This window comes from Pseudonocardia wallangbongensis, from assembly GCF_054486945.1.
The window spans coordinates 116,511-131,738 of sequence record NZ_JBRERS010000001.1 but is presented as its reverse complement, the minus strand read 5'-3'; the positions used below and the strand labels follow the sequence as shown (position 1 = coordinate 131,738).

Below are 15,228 nucleotides of genomic sequence, written 5' to 3'. Positions count from 1 at the left end.
TTCTCGTCCCGTCCGTTCGCCGGTGGGTGCTGCGCGGCCACCGGCCCGTCAACTGTGGGTAAGCGGTCGTGCGTACGACCGTCAGCGCTGCTCGCCTCCGCTTGGCGCATCGGGGCTGGTCCGGTCGCCCCCGACGCGGGCGAGGACGTCCTCGGCGATCTCGGACGGTGTGCGGTCGGTGTCGACGCCGAAACCGGGCTCGTCCTCGTCGAGCGGTTCGAGCGTGGCGAGCTGGCTGCCCAGGAGGGCGGGTGGCATGTAGTGGCCGCGCCGGTTGTCGACCCGGGTCTGCAGGAGCGCGGGTGCGGCGAGGAGGTGCACGAACCGCACCGACGGGTGCCCGTCCCGCAGGAGGTCGCGGTAGCTGCGCTTGAGCGCGGAGCAGGTCACCACGGCGCTGCGCCCGGCGGCCTCCTGCTCGCCGGTCCAGGCCGCGATCCGGCGCAGCCACGGCCAGCGGTCCTCGTCGTCGAGCGGGGTGCCGGCCGCCATCTTGGCCCGGTTGGCCTCGGGGTGCAGGTCGTCGCCCTCGACGAACGCCCATCCGGTGCGCGAGACGATCTCGGCGGCGACCGAGGTCTTGCCCACCCCGGAGACGCCCATCACCACCAGCGTGAAAGACATGCCAGCAGCTTGACGCAATGTCTGCGGAAACGCTCGCACCAGGGTGCCGCGACTCAGCCCGCCGGCGGGCCGACCGAGGGAAGTGGTAGGAGGCTCAGCTGCTCGCCGCCCGGCTCGGGTGGCGGGGGCGTGGCCGGCCGGATCGTCGGTCCGCCGCCCGCCAGGCCGTACCTGCGCAGCAGCGGCCCGACCCGCTCCGACAGCGCCCGCCGGTACCCCGGATCGACGTACGCGCCGCGCCGGTACAGCCGCTGGTACGCCGGCACGAGATCGGGCCGTTCCCGGTTCAGCCAGCCCAGGAACCACTCGCGGGTGCCGCGGCGGAGGTGCAGGGCGAGCACGGTGGCACCGCTCGCGCCCGCCTCCGCGATGCGGGCGAGCAACGCGTCGAGCGCCTCGGTCGAATCGGTGAGGAGGGGGAGCACCGGAGCCACCATGACCCCGCAGGGAAGCCCGGCATCGGTGATGCGCCGGACGAGGTCGAGACGTGCTTCGGGTGACGGGGTGCCGGGCTCCAGCCGGCGCTGCAGGCCACGAGCGAGCAAGGTGATCGAGACGCCGAGTCCGACCGGCACATCGCGGGCGACGTCGCCGAGCAGCGGCAGGTCCCGGTTGAGCACGGTGCCCTTGGTGAGTATCGACATCGGCGTTCCCGCGCGGGCCAGCACACGAACGATGTCCGGCATGAGCCCGTAGCGCCCCTCGGCCCGCTGGTAGGGGTCGGTGTTCGTGCCCATAGCGACCGGTTCCCGTCGCCACCGCCGCGAACTCAGCTCCTTCTCCAGCACACGCGCCACGTTGACCTTGACGATGATCTGCGAGTCGAAGTCGTGGCCGGCGTCGAGGTCCAGGTAGGTGTGCGTGTTGCGGGCGAAGCAGTTGTGGCTGATCACGCCGTTGGCCACGAAGTCACCCGTGCCGGTCGTGATGTCGATCATTTCCTGGACGTGCCCGAGATCCTCGACGCTCATGACCCGGAGCGAAGTCGACGTCTTGACCGCGTCTCCGAGGATGCCGAGCTTGCGGGTGATCACGGGACCGGTGAGCGCGAAGAACCGGCGCCGGGACGCCAAGCCGCCGGTCACGCGGATGGTCGCGACCCCGTTCGCTCGAGCTCGTTCCCGGACATGGGGGATGTCGAGGAGTCCCAGCGCGGCTGTCGTCCTCGTGAGGATCTCGTCGTCTGCGTTCGAGATCCGCAGGACGCCACGCGAGCAGGAACCCTCGGCGTCGAAGATCCCGGCGAGGAACCCGGCCGCCCAGCTCGGCGCGAGATCTGCCGGCCACGAGATGATCTCGCGGATTGCCTGGGTGTCGGCTCGGCGTGAGGTGAAGATCGCATCGATCGGACGGCGGGTCGGAGTGCCGGGAGCGAACGGGCGTCGGGTCGTGTGAATTCCGGCACGAACGAGGTATGTCTGAGTGCGCACGAGCCCTTCGTCGTCGGCGAGCGCGAGTCGGAACATCGTCACGCGGGATCCGCCCCGGCCGGTGCGCTGCGGATAGTTGCCGTCGAAGAGCATGCCGTCACCGCGGATCATCCCGGTGAGGTAGCCGGTCTGGTACTCGACGGTCCTGACCGGCGCTGTACAAGTGCCGACGGGTATACCCAGACCGAAGCCGAGCAAGCGGTTGCTGGTGGTCAGGTACGGACGTTGCGGTTCGCCGGGTGCCTGGCGCGCGACGTGCTTCCATCCTCGCTCGGTGAGGAACCGGTGGTCGCCGCTGGCGATGAGCTCTGTGCCGTCCTCCAGGATGATGCGGTAGGCGCGCTTGCGGGTGGGCCATTTCGCGAGTACTCGCGTCTCGATGTACCGCCGGTAGGCGCCGCGCCGCTGCGTGCCGACGATCTCGTCGCCGAGCGCCAGGTCCCCGATGGGCTTGTGACGACCGTCGGCCATCAGGACGAGTGTCGACGGATCCAGGCAGTAGGTGCATGCATGACTGCAGCCCCGGTAAGGGTTGACGGTCCAGCGGAACGGCAGGGGAGACGGGCCCCGCACCTCGTTGAGGGCAGATCGGGCCTCGACCTCGTGGAAGACCGTGCCCGCGAACTCCGGCGTGCGGACCGATCGCAGCAGGCCGCGCAGTCCCGGTAGGGCTTGCTCCTGCCCCACGCCGTCGGCGGATACCTGTTGGGCGTCCCATCTCACCCCACCATACGAACATTTGTTCGAGCAATGCGCAAGCGTCCGACACGTGGGGTGCGGGGAACCCGCCCGCCCTGCACGGATAACCTGTTTCGTCGTGATGCGCAGCCACCCCGCCGGCACCCTCCGTGCCGACCACGCAGGACAGTCCGTGACCCTCGCAGGGTGGGTGGCGCGCCGCCGGGATCACGGCGGCGTGATCTTCATCGACCTCCGGGACGCGTCGGGCTCGGCGCAGGTCGTGTTCCGCGAGGGCGAGATGGCCGAGCGCGCCCACCGCCTGCGCGCCGAGTTCTGCGTGCAGGTCACCGGCGAGGTCGTGCGCCGCCCGGCGGGCAACGAGAACCCCGAGCTCGCCACCGGCGCGATCGAGATCACCGCCACCGAGCTCACGGTGCTCTCGGAGTCGGCGCCGCTGCCGTTCCCGCTCGACGGGCACGGTGACGCGAACGAGGAGATCCGGCTCAAGCACCGCTACCTCGACCTGCGCCGCAGCGGCCCGGCGGCCGCGCTACGGCTGCGCAGCGAGGCCAACCGGATCGCGCGCACCGTCCTGCACGAGCGGCGGTTCGTCGAGGTCGAGACGCCCACCCTCACGCGGTCCACGCCCGAGGGCGCCCGTGACTTCCTCGTACCCGCGCGGCTGCGTCCTGGCTCCTGGTACGCGCTGCCGCAGAGCCCGCAGCTGTTCAAGCAGCTGTTGATGGTGGCAGGCGCCGAGCGCTACTACCAGATCGCCCGCTGCTACCGCGACGAGGACTTCCGCGCCGACCGGCAGCCCGAGTTCACCCAGCTCGACATCGAGATGAGCTTCGTCGACCAGGACGACGTGATCGAGCTCGGCGAGGAGGTCGTCGCCGCGCTGTGGTCGCAGCTCGCCGGTTACGAGATCCCGCGCCCGATCCCGCGGCTCACCTACGCCGAGGCGATGGCCCGCTACGGCTCGGACAAGCCGGACCTGCGCTTCGGTGTGGAGCTCACCGACCTCACCGAGTACTTCTCCGACACGTCCTTCCGCGTGTTCCAGGCGTTGTACGTCGGGGCCGTCGTGATGCCCGGCGGCGCGTCCCAGCCGCGCAAGCAGCTCGACGCCTGGCAGGAGTGGGCCAAGCAGCGCGGCGCCCGGGGCCTCGCCTACGTGCTCGTCGACGACGACGGCACGGTCAGCGAGCGCGGCCCGGTGGTGAAGAACCTGTCCGAGGCGGAGCGGGAGGGCCTGCCGAAGGCCGTCGGCGCCGCGCCCGGCGATGCGATCTTCTTCGCCGCCGGTCACCCGTCCGACGCCCGCGACCTGCTCGGCGCGGCCCGCGGCGAGGTCGCCCGCCGGTGCGGGCTGGTCGACGAGAGCGCGTGGTCGTTCGTGTGGGTCGTGGACGCGCCCATGTTCGAGCGCGTGCGCGACGACAAGGGCGACGAGGTCGGCTGGACGGCCGTGCACCACCCGTTCACCTCGCCCAACCCGGACTGGGTCGACCGCTTCGAGGAGGCGCCGGACCAGGCGCTGGCCTACGCCTACGACATCGTCTGCAACGGCAACGAGATCGGCGGCGGCTCGATCCGTATCCACCGCTCCGACGTGCAGGAGCGGGTCTTCGCCCTGCTCGGCATGGACGACGCGGAGCAGCGCGAGAAGTTCGGCTTCCTGCTCGACGCGTTCGCCTACGGCCCGCCGCCGCACGGCGGCATCGCGTTCGGCTGGGACCGCACCTGCATGCTGCTCTCGGGTGGTGAGTCGATCCGCGACGTGATCGCGTTCCCGAAGACCGGCGGCGGCTACGACCCGCTCACCGCGGCGCCCGCACCGATCACTGCCGAGCAGCGCAAGGAGGCGGGCGTGGACGCGGTGCCGCCCCCCGCAGCCGACGAGCCGCCCACGAAGCTGTGACGGTCGCGGCCGCAGGCGGCGACGCCCGGCCGCGCGCCCACCGCACACACCGCGTGGTCACCGCACACACCGCCGACGGTGTGTGCGAACCGCGCTCGGTGTGTGCCGTCGCTCCGGGGGCGCGTCGATGCTGCACATGAGGATCATCGCGCCCGCGGAGCGGACTGGCGCCGTGCGCTTGCTTCTGCTGGACGCTCCGGGGGCCACGCATGTCACCGTGCTGCCCGGGGTGGCCGTCCAGCCGCCGGGCGACGTGGTGGAGGCGGACGTCGCGCGGGAGGCCGTGGACGACCTGCTGGGGGAGCTGTGCGCGCTCGGCGTCGACCGGGCGGGCGGCGTGACGCTCGGGGTGATCGACACGACCCTCTCCGACGCCGCCGACGCCGCCGAGGAGGCCGCGCCCGGGGATCCCCAGGACGCGGTCATCTGGGACGAGGTCGTGGCCCGCACCGGCGACGAGTCCCGGCTCTCCCTGAGCTTCCAGACGTTCCTGACCATCGCGTGCCTGCTCGCCGCGATCGGCGCCATCACCGACTCGCCGGTCACGGTCGTGGGTGCGATGGTGCTCGGGCCGGAGTTCGGGCCGCTCGCCGCCGTTGCCGTGGGGCTCGTCCTGCGCCGCGGTGACCTGATCCGGCGCGGCTCGCTCGCGCTGGCGGCGGGGTTCCCGCTCGCCATGGTGGTCACGGCGATCGGGTCGCTGCTGCTCGACGCCGCCGGGCTGCTGTCCACGGCGCAGCTGACCGACCTCGACCAGGTCGCGTTCATCTACGAGGTCGGGCCGTTCTCACTGATCGTCGCGCTGCTCGCCGGGGCCGCCGGGATGCTGGCGCTGACGTCGGCGAAGTCGGCCTCGCTGGTGGGGGTGTTCATCTCGGTCACCACAGTGCCGGCCGCCGCGTTCGCCTCGGTGGCGGTCGTGGAGGGCCGGTACGTGCAGGCGATGCAGTCCGGACTGCAGCTGGCGATCAATCTCGTCGGTATCGTCGTCGCCGCCGCGGCCGTGCTCCTGCTCGCCCGCAGCCGGTCCCGGCGGGGTAATCGGAAGCTTTCCGCGGGGTAGGGTCTGACCAATGGTTCGCGACCTGGGCAGCTTTCCCAGGCCGGTGCTCGCTGCGCTGGCTGCTGCCGAGCGACTGCTCACCCGCCGGTCCGGTGCCGGTGTCGTGCTCGCCGATCCCGAGGACCTCGGGGGCAGCGAGCGGTCGGTGGTGGCGCGTGCGCGGCTGGCCCGCAACCCGTTCTCGCTGCCGCGCACGATCGTCGTCAAGCACTACCTCGGCGAGCCCGATCCGGACCGGCCCGACCCGTTCCACTACGAGGTCGCCAGCTGCCAGCTGTTCACCGCGCTCCCGGAGGACGCTCGTCCCAGCCCGGTGCTGATCGCGCACGACCCGCAGGCCCGCCTGCTGGTCCTGGAGGACCTGGGACGCAGCTCCACGCTGGCCGACAAGCTCTTCGGACCCGACGCGGCCGCCGCGCGGCGCAACATGCTCAGCTGGGCGCGGGCGCTGGGCCGGATGCAGGCGGCGACGGCCGGTCGTGAGGGCGACTTCGGGGCGCTGCTGCGGCGCCTGGGGGAGCGGGCCTGGCGCGATCCGGTGGCCGAGGACGCGCGCGTCGCGCTCGCCAAGGGACCCGCCCTGCTGGCCCGGGAGCTCGGGGTCGACGCCTCGTCCGCCGCGGTGCTGGAGGCCCACGAGACCGCCCGCCTGCTCGGCGGCACCCGCTACCGGGCGTTCAGCCCGTCCGACACCTGCCCCGACAACAACCTCGTCACCAGCAGGGGCGTGCGGTTCGTGGACTTCGAGTGGGGGTGCTTCCGCGACGTCGCGCTCGACGCCGCGTACTTCCGCGTGCCGTTCCCCGGCTGCGAGGCGAGCTTCGCGCTCCCGCCCGGGCTGTCGGACACGATGCTCGACGCGTGGCGCAACGAGATCGCCGCGGTCTGGCCCGACCTGGACGAACCCGCCGTGCTCGAACGCAGGCTGCTGCACGCGCAGCTGCTGTGGGTGTGGCTCACCACGTGGTGGCTCCTGCCCCGGATCCGGGAGCGGGACCGCCCGATCGGCCCCGACGCCACCCGCTCCCCGCGGATCAGCAGCGCGCTGGGGCACTACTGGCGCCAGATGGCCCGGGCCGCCGAGACCGGCGGCCTGCCCGCCACCGCCGAGCTCGGCGACGCGGTGGCCGACGCGCTCGCGAAGCGGTTCCCGGACGCCCCCGGCACGCTGCCGCTCTACCCCGCGTTCCGATCCGTCGCCTGATCTTCGCTGGTCACAAGCGTTCGCCCGCCCGTCCTCGACACGTCATCCCGCGAACACCCCGGGTGAGCCGGCGTCGGTGATCGTGTCGGTGTGAGTGTGCAGCCGACGACTGTGCCACCCCCACTCTCCCTCGTCCCGCCGCGCGTCCGAACGCTGGTGGCGCTCGGCGACTCCACCGCCGCCGGGCTCGGCGACCCGATGCCGGGAGGCGGGTGGCGCGGCTTCCCGGTGCTGCTCGCGGAGGCACTCGGCGCGCGGCTGGTGAACCCGGCGGTCACGGGCGCGCGCATGGCCGACGTCCGCCGCGACCAGCTGCCGGTGGCGCTCGCCGCGGAGCCGGACGTCGTGGTGGTCTTCGTCGGGATGAACGACACCCTGCGCTCGGACTTCGACCCGGTCCGGCTGCGGGCCGACCTCGCCGCGACGGTCGGCGCGCTGCGGTCGGCAGGCGCGCACGTCGTGGTGATGCGCTACCACGACCACACGCGGGTGTTCCCGCTGCCGGCGCCGCTGCGGCGGGCGTTGTGGCGACGGGTCGTGGCGCTCAACATCGTCGTCGACGGGATCGCCGCGGAGACGGGCGCCGGCATCGGCGTCCTCGACCTGGACGCCCTGCCCGGCGGCTACGAGCCCGCGGCCTGGGCGATCGACCGGCTGCACCCCTCCGAGCTCGGGCACCGGATCCTCGCCGCCGGCCTCGCGGCGCTCGTCTCCGATGCCGGCTTCGCGGTGCCGGGCCGGGTGAGCCTGCAGTGCGGCGGCGGCCGGGAGGTGACGGCCCTGCACCGGGCCGCGTGGCTGGTGTTCAAGGGCGTGCCGTGGCTGGTGCGGCGGGGCCGGGACCTCGGCCCGGTGATCGTCCAGGGGTTCGCGGGGGAACTGCGGGCGGCGCGGGCCGGGCGCTGATCCGTCAGGCGGCCCGGGCCACGAGTCCGGTGGGGGCGGCCACCGCGAGCAGCGCCTCGATGCGCCACACCTGCGCCCGGGTGCAGGTGGGGCAGATCCAGGTGATCGAGCCGTCCGGCCCGTGCTGGCTGCTCCAGGCGAGCCCGGCGGCGTCGGCGGGGGTGCGCTCAAGGGCGCAGAGCGGGCATGCGGTGCTGGCCGTGCTGTTCATGACACCCGAGGTTGCCGGACCCTGGTTGCAGTCCGATGAACCGACGATAAAGGTTACGCTCCGTGGAAGTCCGACTACTTGTCGTCCTTCTGTGTGCGGAGGAAACGGTCGATGCGCACGAGGGCTTCCTCCAGCAGCGGTAGCGCCGTCGCGTAGGAGCAGCGGATGTGCCCCTCGCCGGACGGGCCGAAGACGCTGCCGGGCACCACGGCCACGTGCTCGGCGTGCAGCAGGCGCTCAGCGAACGTCTCCGAGTCCAGCCCGGACGAGCGGATCGACGGGAACGCGTAGAACGCGCCGCCGGGCTCCGGGCACTCGAGGCCGGTCTCGCGCAGGCCCTTGACGAACACGCGCCTGCGCCGGTCGTAGTCGGCGACCATGGCGTCGACCTCGTCGTCCGGCGCCGACAGCGCCTCGACGGCCGCGAGCTGGGAGACGTGCGGGGCACACAGCATCGTGTACTGGTGCACCCGCACCGCCAGCTCCGCGACGGGGGCGGGCGCGCAGATCCAGCCGACCCGCCACCCGGTCATCGCGTGGGCCTTGGAGAAGCCGCCCAGCAGCACGGTGCGCTCGCGGGCGCCGCGGAGGGTGCCGAGGCACGTGTGGCCGCCGGTGTAGGTGAGCCGGTCGTAGATCTCGTCGGAGACCAGGTAGAGGTCGTGCTCCTCGGCGAGCGCGACGAGCGCCTCGAGCGCGGCGACGGGCTGCACGGCGCCGGTCGGGTTGGCGGGCGAACCGATCAGGATCGCCTTCGTGCGCGGCGTGATCGCGGCCGCGACGACGTCGGCGTCGACGGCGAACCCGTCCTCCCAACGCGTCGGGACCCGCACCGGCGCGCCGCCCGCGAAGGCGACGCACGGTTCGTAGGCCACGTAGCAGGGCTCCGGCACGATCACCTCGTCGCCCGGGTTGAGCAGCACCCGCAGCGCGAGGTCGAGGCCCTCGGAGACGCCGGTGGTGATCAGGCACTCGTCGCCGGGGTCGTAGTCGGCGCCGTAGCGTCCGGCGAGGTCGGCGCAGATCAGCTCGCGCAGCCGGGGCAGCCCGGCGTTGGAGGTGTAGGTCGTGTAGCCCTGCTCTAGGGCGTAGATCCCGGCCTCGCGCACCCGCCACGGCGTCACGAAGTCGGGCTCGCCGACGCCGAGGGAGATCACGTCGTCCATCTCGGCGGCGATGTCGAAGAAGCGCCGGATGCCCGACGGCGGGCACGCGGCGATGACGTCGTTGAGCGGCTTCACGGCGTGACCGGCAGGCGGTGGTCGGCCTCCTGCGGGGTGAACGCGTCGCCGTCGCGCTTGTAGGTCTTCAGCACGAAGTGCGTGGTCGTGGACTGCACGCGGTCGATCGTCGACAGCTTCTGGGACACGAAGTCCGAGACGGCCCGGATCGTGCGGGCGATCACCGTGCAGCGCAGGTCGTGGCTGCCGGACACGAGGTAGACGCTGCGCACCTCCGGGAACCGCGCGATCCGCGTGGCCACGTCGTCGAACCCGACCCCGCGGGCCGGTGCGAGTGAGACGTCGATGAACGCGGTGACGGTCTCGCTGGTCGGGTCCTCGTCCACGACGTCCCAGTCGACCACCGCCTTGTACCGGCGGATAGCCCCGGACGCCTCCCAGGTCGCGATCGCCGAGCGGACCTCGGCGACCGGGAGGCCGGTCATCGTCGCGATCGTGTCGTGGGAGAGCTGGGCGTCGCGCTCCAGCAGTTCGAGGATCTCGCGCACCTGGGAGACCCTACGTCGCGGTCCAGCGCCAGGCGGTGCCGAGCCGTTCCACGGCGGTGTGCAGCTCCCCGGGTGGGTTCGAGGCGAAGCAGAGCCGGGCCGCGGCGGACAGGTCCTGCCCGACGGCGAAGGCCGTGCCCGGCACGTACCCGACCCCGTGCTCGAGGGCGAGTGGCAGCAGGTCCGCCGGGCGGGTGCCGTCGGCGAACTCCAGCCAGCAGAACATGCCGCCGGTGGGGACGGACCGGTCGACCGCGTCGCCGAACACCGTGGCGACGGCGCCGGTGAGAGCCGCCGCCCGTTCGCGCAGGGCGGCGCGGAGCTCGTCGAGGTGCGCGGCGAACCAGGCGTGGTCGGCCAGCAGGTCCGCCGTGACGGTCTGGGTGAGGCTGGACGTGCACAGGTCGGTGCACTGCTTGAGCCGCTCGACGGCGTCGCAGAGCGTCGCGGGCCCGGTGAGCCAGCCGACCCGCAGCGCGGGGGCGAGCACCTTCGACGCGCTGCCCAGCCGCACGACGAGGTCGCTGTGGGCGGCCACCGGCAGCGGTGGTGGGCCGTCGAACGCGAGCAGCCCGTACGGGTCGTCCTCGACCACGAGGAAGCCGTAGCGCTCGGCGAGCTCCGCGAGGAGTGCGCGCCGCGGCGCGGCGAGCGTGGCGCCGCGCGGGTTGTGGAAGCTCGACACGGTGTGCACGAGCCGGGGGCGCAGGCCAGCGGCGAGCCGGTCGGCGAGCACGTCGACGGCCATGCCGTCGGCGTCGACGGGCACCGGGTGCAGCGCCGCGCCCGCGGCCTGGAACACCTGGAGCGCGCCGACGTACACCGGGTCCTCGACGACGACCGGGTCGCCGGGGTCGAGCAGCGCCCGCGCCACGAGGTCGAGGGCCTGCTGCGATCCGCTGGTGACGACCACGCCGTCGGCCGGCACAGGGCGTCCGAGGCGCTCGGACTCGTGCTCCGCGAGGACGTCGCGCAGCCGGCGCAGCCCCGCGGTCTCGCCGTACTGGACGGCGGCGGGGTCGGCCACGGCCGTGGCGAGGGCCGTGGCGATCCGCTCGCGCGGGAGCAGGTCGGTGCCGGGGAGCCCGCCGGCCAGGGAGATCACCTCGGGCCGGGCGGTCAGGGCGAGCAGGTCGCGGATGGCCGAGCCGCGCACGTCGCGCAACCGGGTGGAGAGGGTGATGGACATGCGGGTCGCCTTCGAGCTGTCGATCCAGGAGGGTGGGTCGTCCTGGGTCGGCAGGGCGAGCGGAGTGGCGGGCCGGGTGGCGCCCGCACCCCGAGCATGCCGGATGGATCCTGGGATGCGGAACTGATTCCCGGATGTTGAGATGCCCTAGGGTCTGCCGCGTGCTGCTGTGGATCAACGGGCCGTTCGGCGGTGGGAAGACCCAGACCGCGTACGAGCTGCACCGGCGGTTGCCGGGGAGCGTGGTGTGCGACCCGGAGCACGTCGGCTTCGGCCTGCACCGGATGACCCCGCGGGCGCTGCGCGGCGACTTCCAGGACCTCACGGCGTGGCGGCACGGCGTGCGGGAGGTCCTCGACCTGGTGCTCCGCAAGCACGACGGCCCGGTGATCGCGCCCATGACGCTGGTGCACGGCGGCTACTTCGATGAGGTGGTCGGGCGGCTGCGCGAGGACGGGCACGACGTGCGGCACTTCGCGCTGCTGGCCGAGCGCGCCACGGTGCTGCGCAGGCTGCGCGAGCGCGGGTGGGGGCGCGGGGTGCAGTGGGACAGCTTCGCCGTGGCCAGGCTCGACGAGTGCCTGGACCGCCTCCGGGCGCCGGAGTTCGCCGAGCACATCCGCACCGACCACCTCACCGTCCCCGACGTCGCAACCCACATCGCCGGTTCGGCCGGGCTGTCGATCGCCCCGAACCTCGACGGCCCGCTGCGCCGCCGGATGCGCCGCTACGCGGTGAGCCTGCGGCACGTCCGCTTCGACTGATCGCGTCAGCGGCGGGTGAGGGCGGGGAGGTCGATCTCGATCCGATGGCCGGCGACGTCGAGATCGGCCTTGCCGGTGTGTTCGGCGGACAGCTCGTAGTTCCCGTCGATCAGGACGTAGGCGAGCGGGCTGGTGGGCTCGTCGAGGTCGACGACCCAGTACTGCGGGATGCCGGCCTCGGCGTACTCGGAGAACGTGAGGACCCGGTCGACGCGGCGGGTCCCAGTGGAGAGGATCTCCACGGCGAGCCGCACATCCGAGGCGTGGCACCGCGGTTCGTCGCTGTCGACGAGCTCGCTTCGTGTGACGATCACATCCGGTACCCGGACAGTGAGCGGTTCGTACGTCAGCAAGACCTCGGAGTCGGTCACGCCGGTGAGCTCGTGGGGGAGCTGCGTGTCGAACAGCGTCCCGAGGCGCATGCCCGCCTTCTGGTGCCGCAACAGCGGTCTGGGAGACATCACGAGCATCCCTTCCGCGACCTCGAGCTTGTTCGCCGAGTCCTCCGGCAGTGCCTCCCACTCCTCGAGCGTGATCGGGTGGTTCGGCCACGAGAGGGTCATCGCCGTCTCCTTCCACGGACGCGCCGATCGTCCCACGGGTCACCGACAACCCTGGCGAAGCGCGCCTTGTGGTCAGTGCTCGTACTGCTGCGCAACCCCAGTCAGCAGCTCGCGGGCGTCGTCGCCATGGAGCGCCGCCGCCTCGAGGCGGGTGAGGAGGCCGTCGAAGTGCTCCACGTCGGCCGTGTCGGTGAGGAAGGACGTTCCGACCTCCGTGGCGACGGAGACGACGCGGTCGTACACGTGGAAGGCCGCGGGCGGCGCGAACGGCTTCGGTGTCGAGAGCTCCAGCACCCCCAGCCGGACGGTGGGCAGCTCCGAAGCGGCGACGAGGTGCGCGATCTGGGCGCGCATCGTCGCGGCCGAGCCGAGCGTCCACCGGAGTGCGGCCTCGGAGACCAGGAGATGCCACGACCGGCCGGGCTCGCTCAGCATGGCGGTGCGGGCCCGCCTCGCCGTCCACCACGCCGGACCCGGGTCACCTTCGCCGTCGCCGGCGAGCAGGGCTGCGGTGTACTCGGGTGTCTGCAGCACCCCCGGGACGAGGTTCGGTTGCCATGCGCTGATCACGCGGGCATCGCGCTGGAGCAGCTCGATGCGTTCCTGGACGGAGGCGGCGACCCGGACGAGCGCGACGCGGCCCGAGACGTGTTCCGCGGAACGCGCCGCGGCGAGCTCCACCAGCCGCTCGCGCTGCTCGGCGGTCGCTCCGAGCCGCTCGGCGTATTGGCCGGCTTCGTCTGGGGACAGCGGGAACCGGCCCCGTTCCGCTCGGCTGATCTTCGCCTGCGACAGCCCCGACAGTGCCGCGGCCTCCATCTGCGTCCGGTCGCCCCGGACGAACGTCAGCAGCCGGGACAGCTCGTCCCGGCTGCTCACGCTGCTGCTCCTGCGCCGTGCCACTGCCGTCGGGTCAGCGGCCGGGCCGACGGTGCAGTTCGGGGTGCCGCGACCACCACGAGTCGAACGGTTCTGCCGCGGCCCAGGCACGATCGCGATCCCGCACGAACTCGGCGAACCGGTCCGCGGACGCGACGTCGGCTCCGAGGAAGCGCCCGTGCGGGTCGTAGTGCATCGGCACAGCATAGGTATCGGCCACGATCCAGTAGTCCGTGGTCAGGAGGCCGGATGGGATGTCGTGCTCGCCCACATGATCAGCGCGGGTGGCGCGTCAGCGCGGACGCGCTCGGCGCCCGAGGTGACGGCGCCCGCGCTGATCCCCCGGCGGATCCGCCACTACGCGGTGGGCCCGCGGCACATCCGATTCGGCTAGAACTCGCATCGATCGTCCTGGGTCCAGACGGCTCGCTCCAACGGGTGACATTCGTGCGGGAGCGCCGCACACTGGGAACGGCGGCGCGGATCGCGTCGGCGAACGGTTGCTGGACGGGCGGGTCCCTCTGCCGACGCGTTCGGCGCTTGCGGTCGGGTCGTGCGGGAGGAGCACTGCTCGCCTCTCGTGAGATCGGTGCCCGCCGGTCGGCCGCTCGCCGACTTCCGGTCGTGCCGTCGACCACGTGATTTGGGGGGCGTTGATGCAGATGCGGGCGCGGTGGTACCAGGACCGAGGCACCGAGTACAGGCCGAGCTGGACCACGGGGCACGGCACGAAGGCCGGTCGGAGGGTCATCGCCACTCTCGTTGGCGTCGCCGTCGCCAGCAGCAGCGCTGCGGTGATCGCCTCGTCCGCTGCGGCCCCGCGCCCCGGGCCGAACCTCGTCCCGCCCCCGGTCGCCGCGGCTGAGCCGCGGCTGCCGAACGGTTCCGCCGTGGGGGAGAGCGACCCGGACTCCTGCCCCTCGGGCATGGTCCGAGTCGCTCTGTCGAACGAGCCGGACGGCAGCGGCTGCGCAGCACCTGATGTTGCGCAGGCTGACTGGAAACAGGAGGCCGCGCAGGCCGAGCGGGATAACGCGGCCGCGCAGGCCGAGCGGGATAACGCGGCCGCGCAGGCCGAGCGGGAGAAGGCGGCTGCGGCGGCCGAGCGGAAGCGGGTGGCCGCGGCGGCCGAGAAGAAGGAAGCCGAGCAGGCCGAGCGCAAGAAGGCGGCCGAGCGGGAGAAGGCGGCCGCGGAGGCTGAGCGGAAGCGGGTGGCCGAGCAGGCCGAGCGGGAGAAGGCCGAGCAGGCCGAGCGGGACAAGGCCGAGCAGGCCGAGCGGGACAAGGCCGAGCAGGCCGAGCGGGACAAGGCCGAGCAGGCCGAGCGGGACAAGGCCGAGCAGGCCGAGCGGGACAAGGCCGAGCAGGCCGAACGGAAGAAGGAAGCCGAGCGGGAGAAGGCGGCTGCGGAGGCTGAGAAGAAGAAGGCCGAGCAGGCCGCGCAGGAGAAGGCCGCTGCGGAGGCCGAGCGGGAGAAGGCGGCCGCGGAGGCTGAGAAGAAGGCCGAGCAGGCCGAGCAAGCCGCGCGGGAGAAGGCGGCCGAGCAAGCCGCGCGGAAGAAGGCGGAGCAGGCCGAGCGGAAGAAGGCGGAGCAGGCCGAACGGAAGAAGGAAGCCGAGCGGGAGAAGGCGGCTGCGGTGGCCGAGCGCAAGAAGGAAGCCGAGCGGGAGAAGGCGGCTGCGGTGGCCGAGCGCAAGAAGGCCGCTGCCGAGGCGGAGCGGAAGCGGAAGGCCGCGGAGGCCGAACGGAAGAAGGAGGCTGCGCAGGCCGAGCGGGAGCGGGCCGGGAACGGTGCCGGACGAGTCGGCAAGCAATCGAGGTGTGACGACGGGTTCGTCTACGACCCCAGCGCCGGGAGATGCGTCGAGCGGTAGGGGGATCGGCCCGGAGGGTCCGACGGCGGCACCGGTAGGTGCTACGACCGCGCGGTGCATCCAGCGCCGGCGTGCTGCGGTCGCCGACCGGGCGCACAGGTTGGCGACCACGAACGCGACCATGGCCGGCGGGCGCAGGACCGGTGCTTGCGGCGTGCCCGTGCTCGTGTCCGCGCTGCTGACGAGT

At 72.7% G+C, this 15,228-nt stretch carries 15 protein-coding genes; 6 read left to right on the top strand and 9 right to left on the bottom strand.

Annotation, left to right across the window (positions count from 1 at the left end; translation table 11 throughout):
• Window positions 1-81: 81 nt before the first annotated feature.
• The gene (locus ACU436_RS00650) at window positions 82-624 is read right to left on the bottom strand and encodes a gluconokinase (RefSeq protein ID WP_459020631.1); all 543 of its coding nucleotides are present in this window, start codon (window positions 622-624) and stop codon (window positions 82-84) included.
• 53 nt (window positions 625-677) lie between these two features.
• A complete protein-coding gene (locus ACU436_RS00645) occupies window positions 678-2,741 on the bottom strand; it encodes an intein-containing Rv2578c family radical SAM protein (protein WP_459020630.1) in 2,064 nt (687 codons plus the stop codon).
• A gap of 130 nt (window positions 2,742-2,871) precedes the next feature.
• Between ACU436_RS00645 and aspS the strand changes: the two genes are divergently transcribed.
• From aspS to ACU436_RS00625, 4 genes are all read left to right on the top strand, one after another.
• On the top strand, window positions 2,872-4,659 hold the full coding sequence (gene aspS / locus ACU436_RS00640) for an aspartate--tRNA ligase (protein ID WP_459020629.1): 1,788 nt from the start codon (window positions 2,872-2,874) through the stop codon (window positions 4,657-4,659).
• Window positions 4,660-4,786: 127 nt separating this feature from the next.
• On the top strand, window positions 4,787-5,722 hold the full coding sequence (locus tag ACU436_RS00635) for a DUF389 domain-containing protein (RefSeq protein WP_459020628.1): 936 nt from the start codon (window positions 4,787-4,789) through the stop codon (window positions 5,720-5,722).
• 10 nt (window positions 5,723-5,732) lie between these two features.
• Window positions 5,733-6,926, top strand: coding sequence for a hypothetical protein (locus tag ACU436_RS00630; protein WP_459020627.1), 1,194 nt, complete (start codon window positions 5,733-5,735; stop codon window positions 6,924-6,926).
• A gap of 90 nt (window positions 6,927-7,016) precedes the next feature.
• Window positions 7,017-7,832, top strand: coding sequence for an SGNH/GDSL hydrolase family protein (locus tag ACU436_RS00625; RefSeq protein WP_459020626.1), 816 nt, complete (start codon window positions 7,017-7,019; stop codon window positions 7,830-7,832).
• Between the two features lie 4 nt (window positions 7,833-7,836).
• Here ACU436_RS00625 and ACU436_RS00620 read toward each other — a convergent pair whose 3' ends face one another.
• The 4 genes from ACU436_RS00620 to ACU436_RS00605 all read right to left on the bottom strand — a co-directional run bounded on the left by ACU436_RS00620 (window position 7,837) and on the right by ACU436_RS00605 (window position 10,961).
• On the bottom strand, window positions 7,837-8,043 hold the full coding sequence (locus ACU436_RS00620; protein ID WP_459020625.1) for a hypothetical protein: 207 nt from the start codon (window positions 8,041-8,043) through the stop codon (window positions 7,837-7,839).
• A 74-nt stretch (window positions 8,044-8,117) separates the two neighbouring features.
• On the bottom strand, window positions 8,118-9,284 hold the full coding sequence (locus ACU436_RS00615) for an aminotransferase class I/II-fold pyridoxal phosphate-dependent enzyme (protein WP_459020624.1): 1,167 nt from the start codon (window positions 9,282-9,284) through the stop codon (window positions 8,118-8,120).
• Window positions 9,281-9,772: an Lrp/AsnC family transcriptional regulator gene (locus ACU436_RS00610; RefSeq protein ID WP_459020623.1), complete on the bottom strand. Its 492-nt coding sequence runs from the start codon at window positions 9,770-9,772 to the stop codon at window positions 9,281-9,283. The genes ACU436_RS00615 and ACU436_RS00610 overlap by 4 nt, the downstream gene beginning before the upstream one ends.
• Window positions 9,773-9,782: 10 nt before the next feature.
• Complete coding sequence (locus ACU436_RS00605; RefSeq protein WP_459020622.1) at window positions 9,783-10,961, bottom strand: aminotransferase-like domain-containing protein; 1,179 nt, start codon at window positions 10,959-10,961, stop codon at window positions 9,783-9,785.
• Between the two features lie 161 nt (window positions 10,962-11,122).
• On the opposite strand from ACU436_RS00605, the gene ACU436_RS00600 reads away from it, so the two are divergent.
• Window positions 11,123-11,725 (top strand): AAA family ATPase, encoded by a 603-nt coding sequence (locus tag ACU436_RS00600; protein WP_459020621.1) that lies wholly within the window; start codon window positions 11,123-11,125, stop codon window positions 11,723-11,725.
• Between the two features lie 5 nt (window positions 11,726-11,730).
• On the opposite strand, the gene ACU436_RS00595 is transcribed toward ACU436_RS00600, so the two are convergent.
• The 3 genes from ACU436_RS00595 to ACU436_RS00585 form a co-directional block, all read right to left on the bottom strand.
• On the bottom strand, window positions 11,731-12,288 hold the full coding sequence (locus tag ACU436_RS00595) for a Uma2 family endonuclease (protein ID WP_459020620.1): 558 nt from the start codon (window positions 12,286-12,288) through the stop codon (window positions 11,731-11,733).
• Between the two features lie 72 nt (window positions 12,289-12,360).
• Window positions 12,361-13,167, bottom strand: coding sequence for a helix-turn-helix domain-containing protein (locus ACU436_RS00590; RefSeq protein WP_459020619.1), 807 nt, complete (start codon window positions 13,165-13,167; stop codon window positions 12,361-12,363).
• A gap of 34 nt (window positions 13,168-13,201) precedes the next feature.
• Window positions 13,202-13,438, bottom strand: a complete 237-nt coding sequence (locus ACU436_RS00585) for a DUF6879 family protein (RefSeq protein ID WP_459020618.1) — start codon at window positions 13,436-13,438, stop codon at window positions 13,202-13,204.
• Between the two features lie 619 nt (window positions 13,439-14,057).
• Here ACU436_RS00585 and ACU436_RS00580 point away from each other — a divergent pair.
• Complete coding sequence (locus ACU436_RS00580; protein WP_459020617.1) at window positions 14,058-15,041, top strand: hypothetical protein; 984 nt, start codon at window positions 14,058-14,060, stop codon at window positions 15,039-15,041.
• Window positions 15,042-15,228: the final 187 nt, after the last annotated feature.

Coding starts and splice junctions, on each gene's coding strand:
- ACU436_RS00650 (WP_459020631.1), bottom strand. CDS start 624: ATGTCTTTCACGCTGGTGGTGATGGGCGTCTCCGGGGTGGGCAAGACC.
- ACU436_RS00635 (WP_459020628.1), top strand. CDS start 4,787: ATGCTGCACATGAGGATCATCGCGCCCGCGGAGCGGACTGGCGCCGTG.
- ACU436_RS00630 (WP_459020627.1), top strand. CDS start 5,733: ATGGTTCGCGACCTGGGCAGCTTTCCCAGGCCGGTGCTCGCTGCGCTG.
- ACU436_RS00620 (WP_459020625.1), bottom strand. CDS start 8,043: ATGAACAGCACGGCCAGCACCGCATGCCCGCTCTGCGCCCTTGAGCGC.
- ACU436_RS00605 (WP_459020622.1), bottom strand. CDS start 10,961: ATGTCCATCACCCTCTCCACCCGGTTGCGCGACGTGCGCGGCTCGGCC.
- ACU436_RS00595 (WP_459020620.1), bottom strand. CDS start 12,288: ATGACCCTCTCGTGGCCGAACCACCCGATCACGCTCGAGGAGTGGGAG.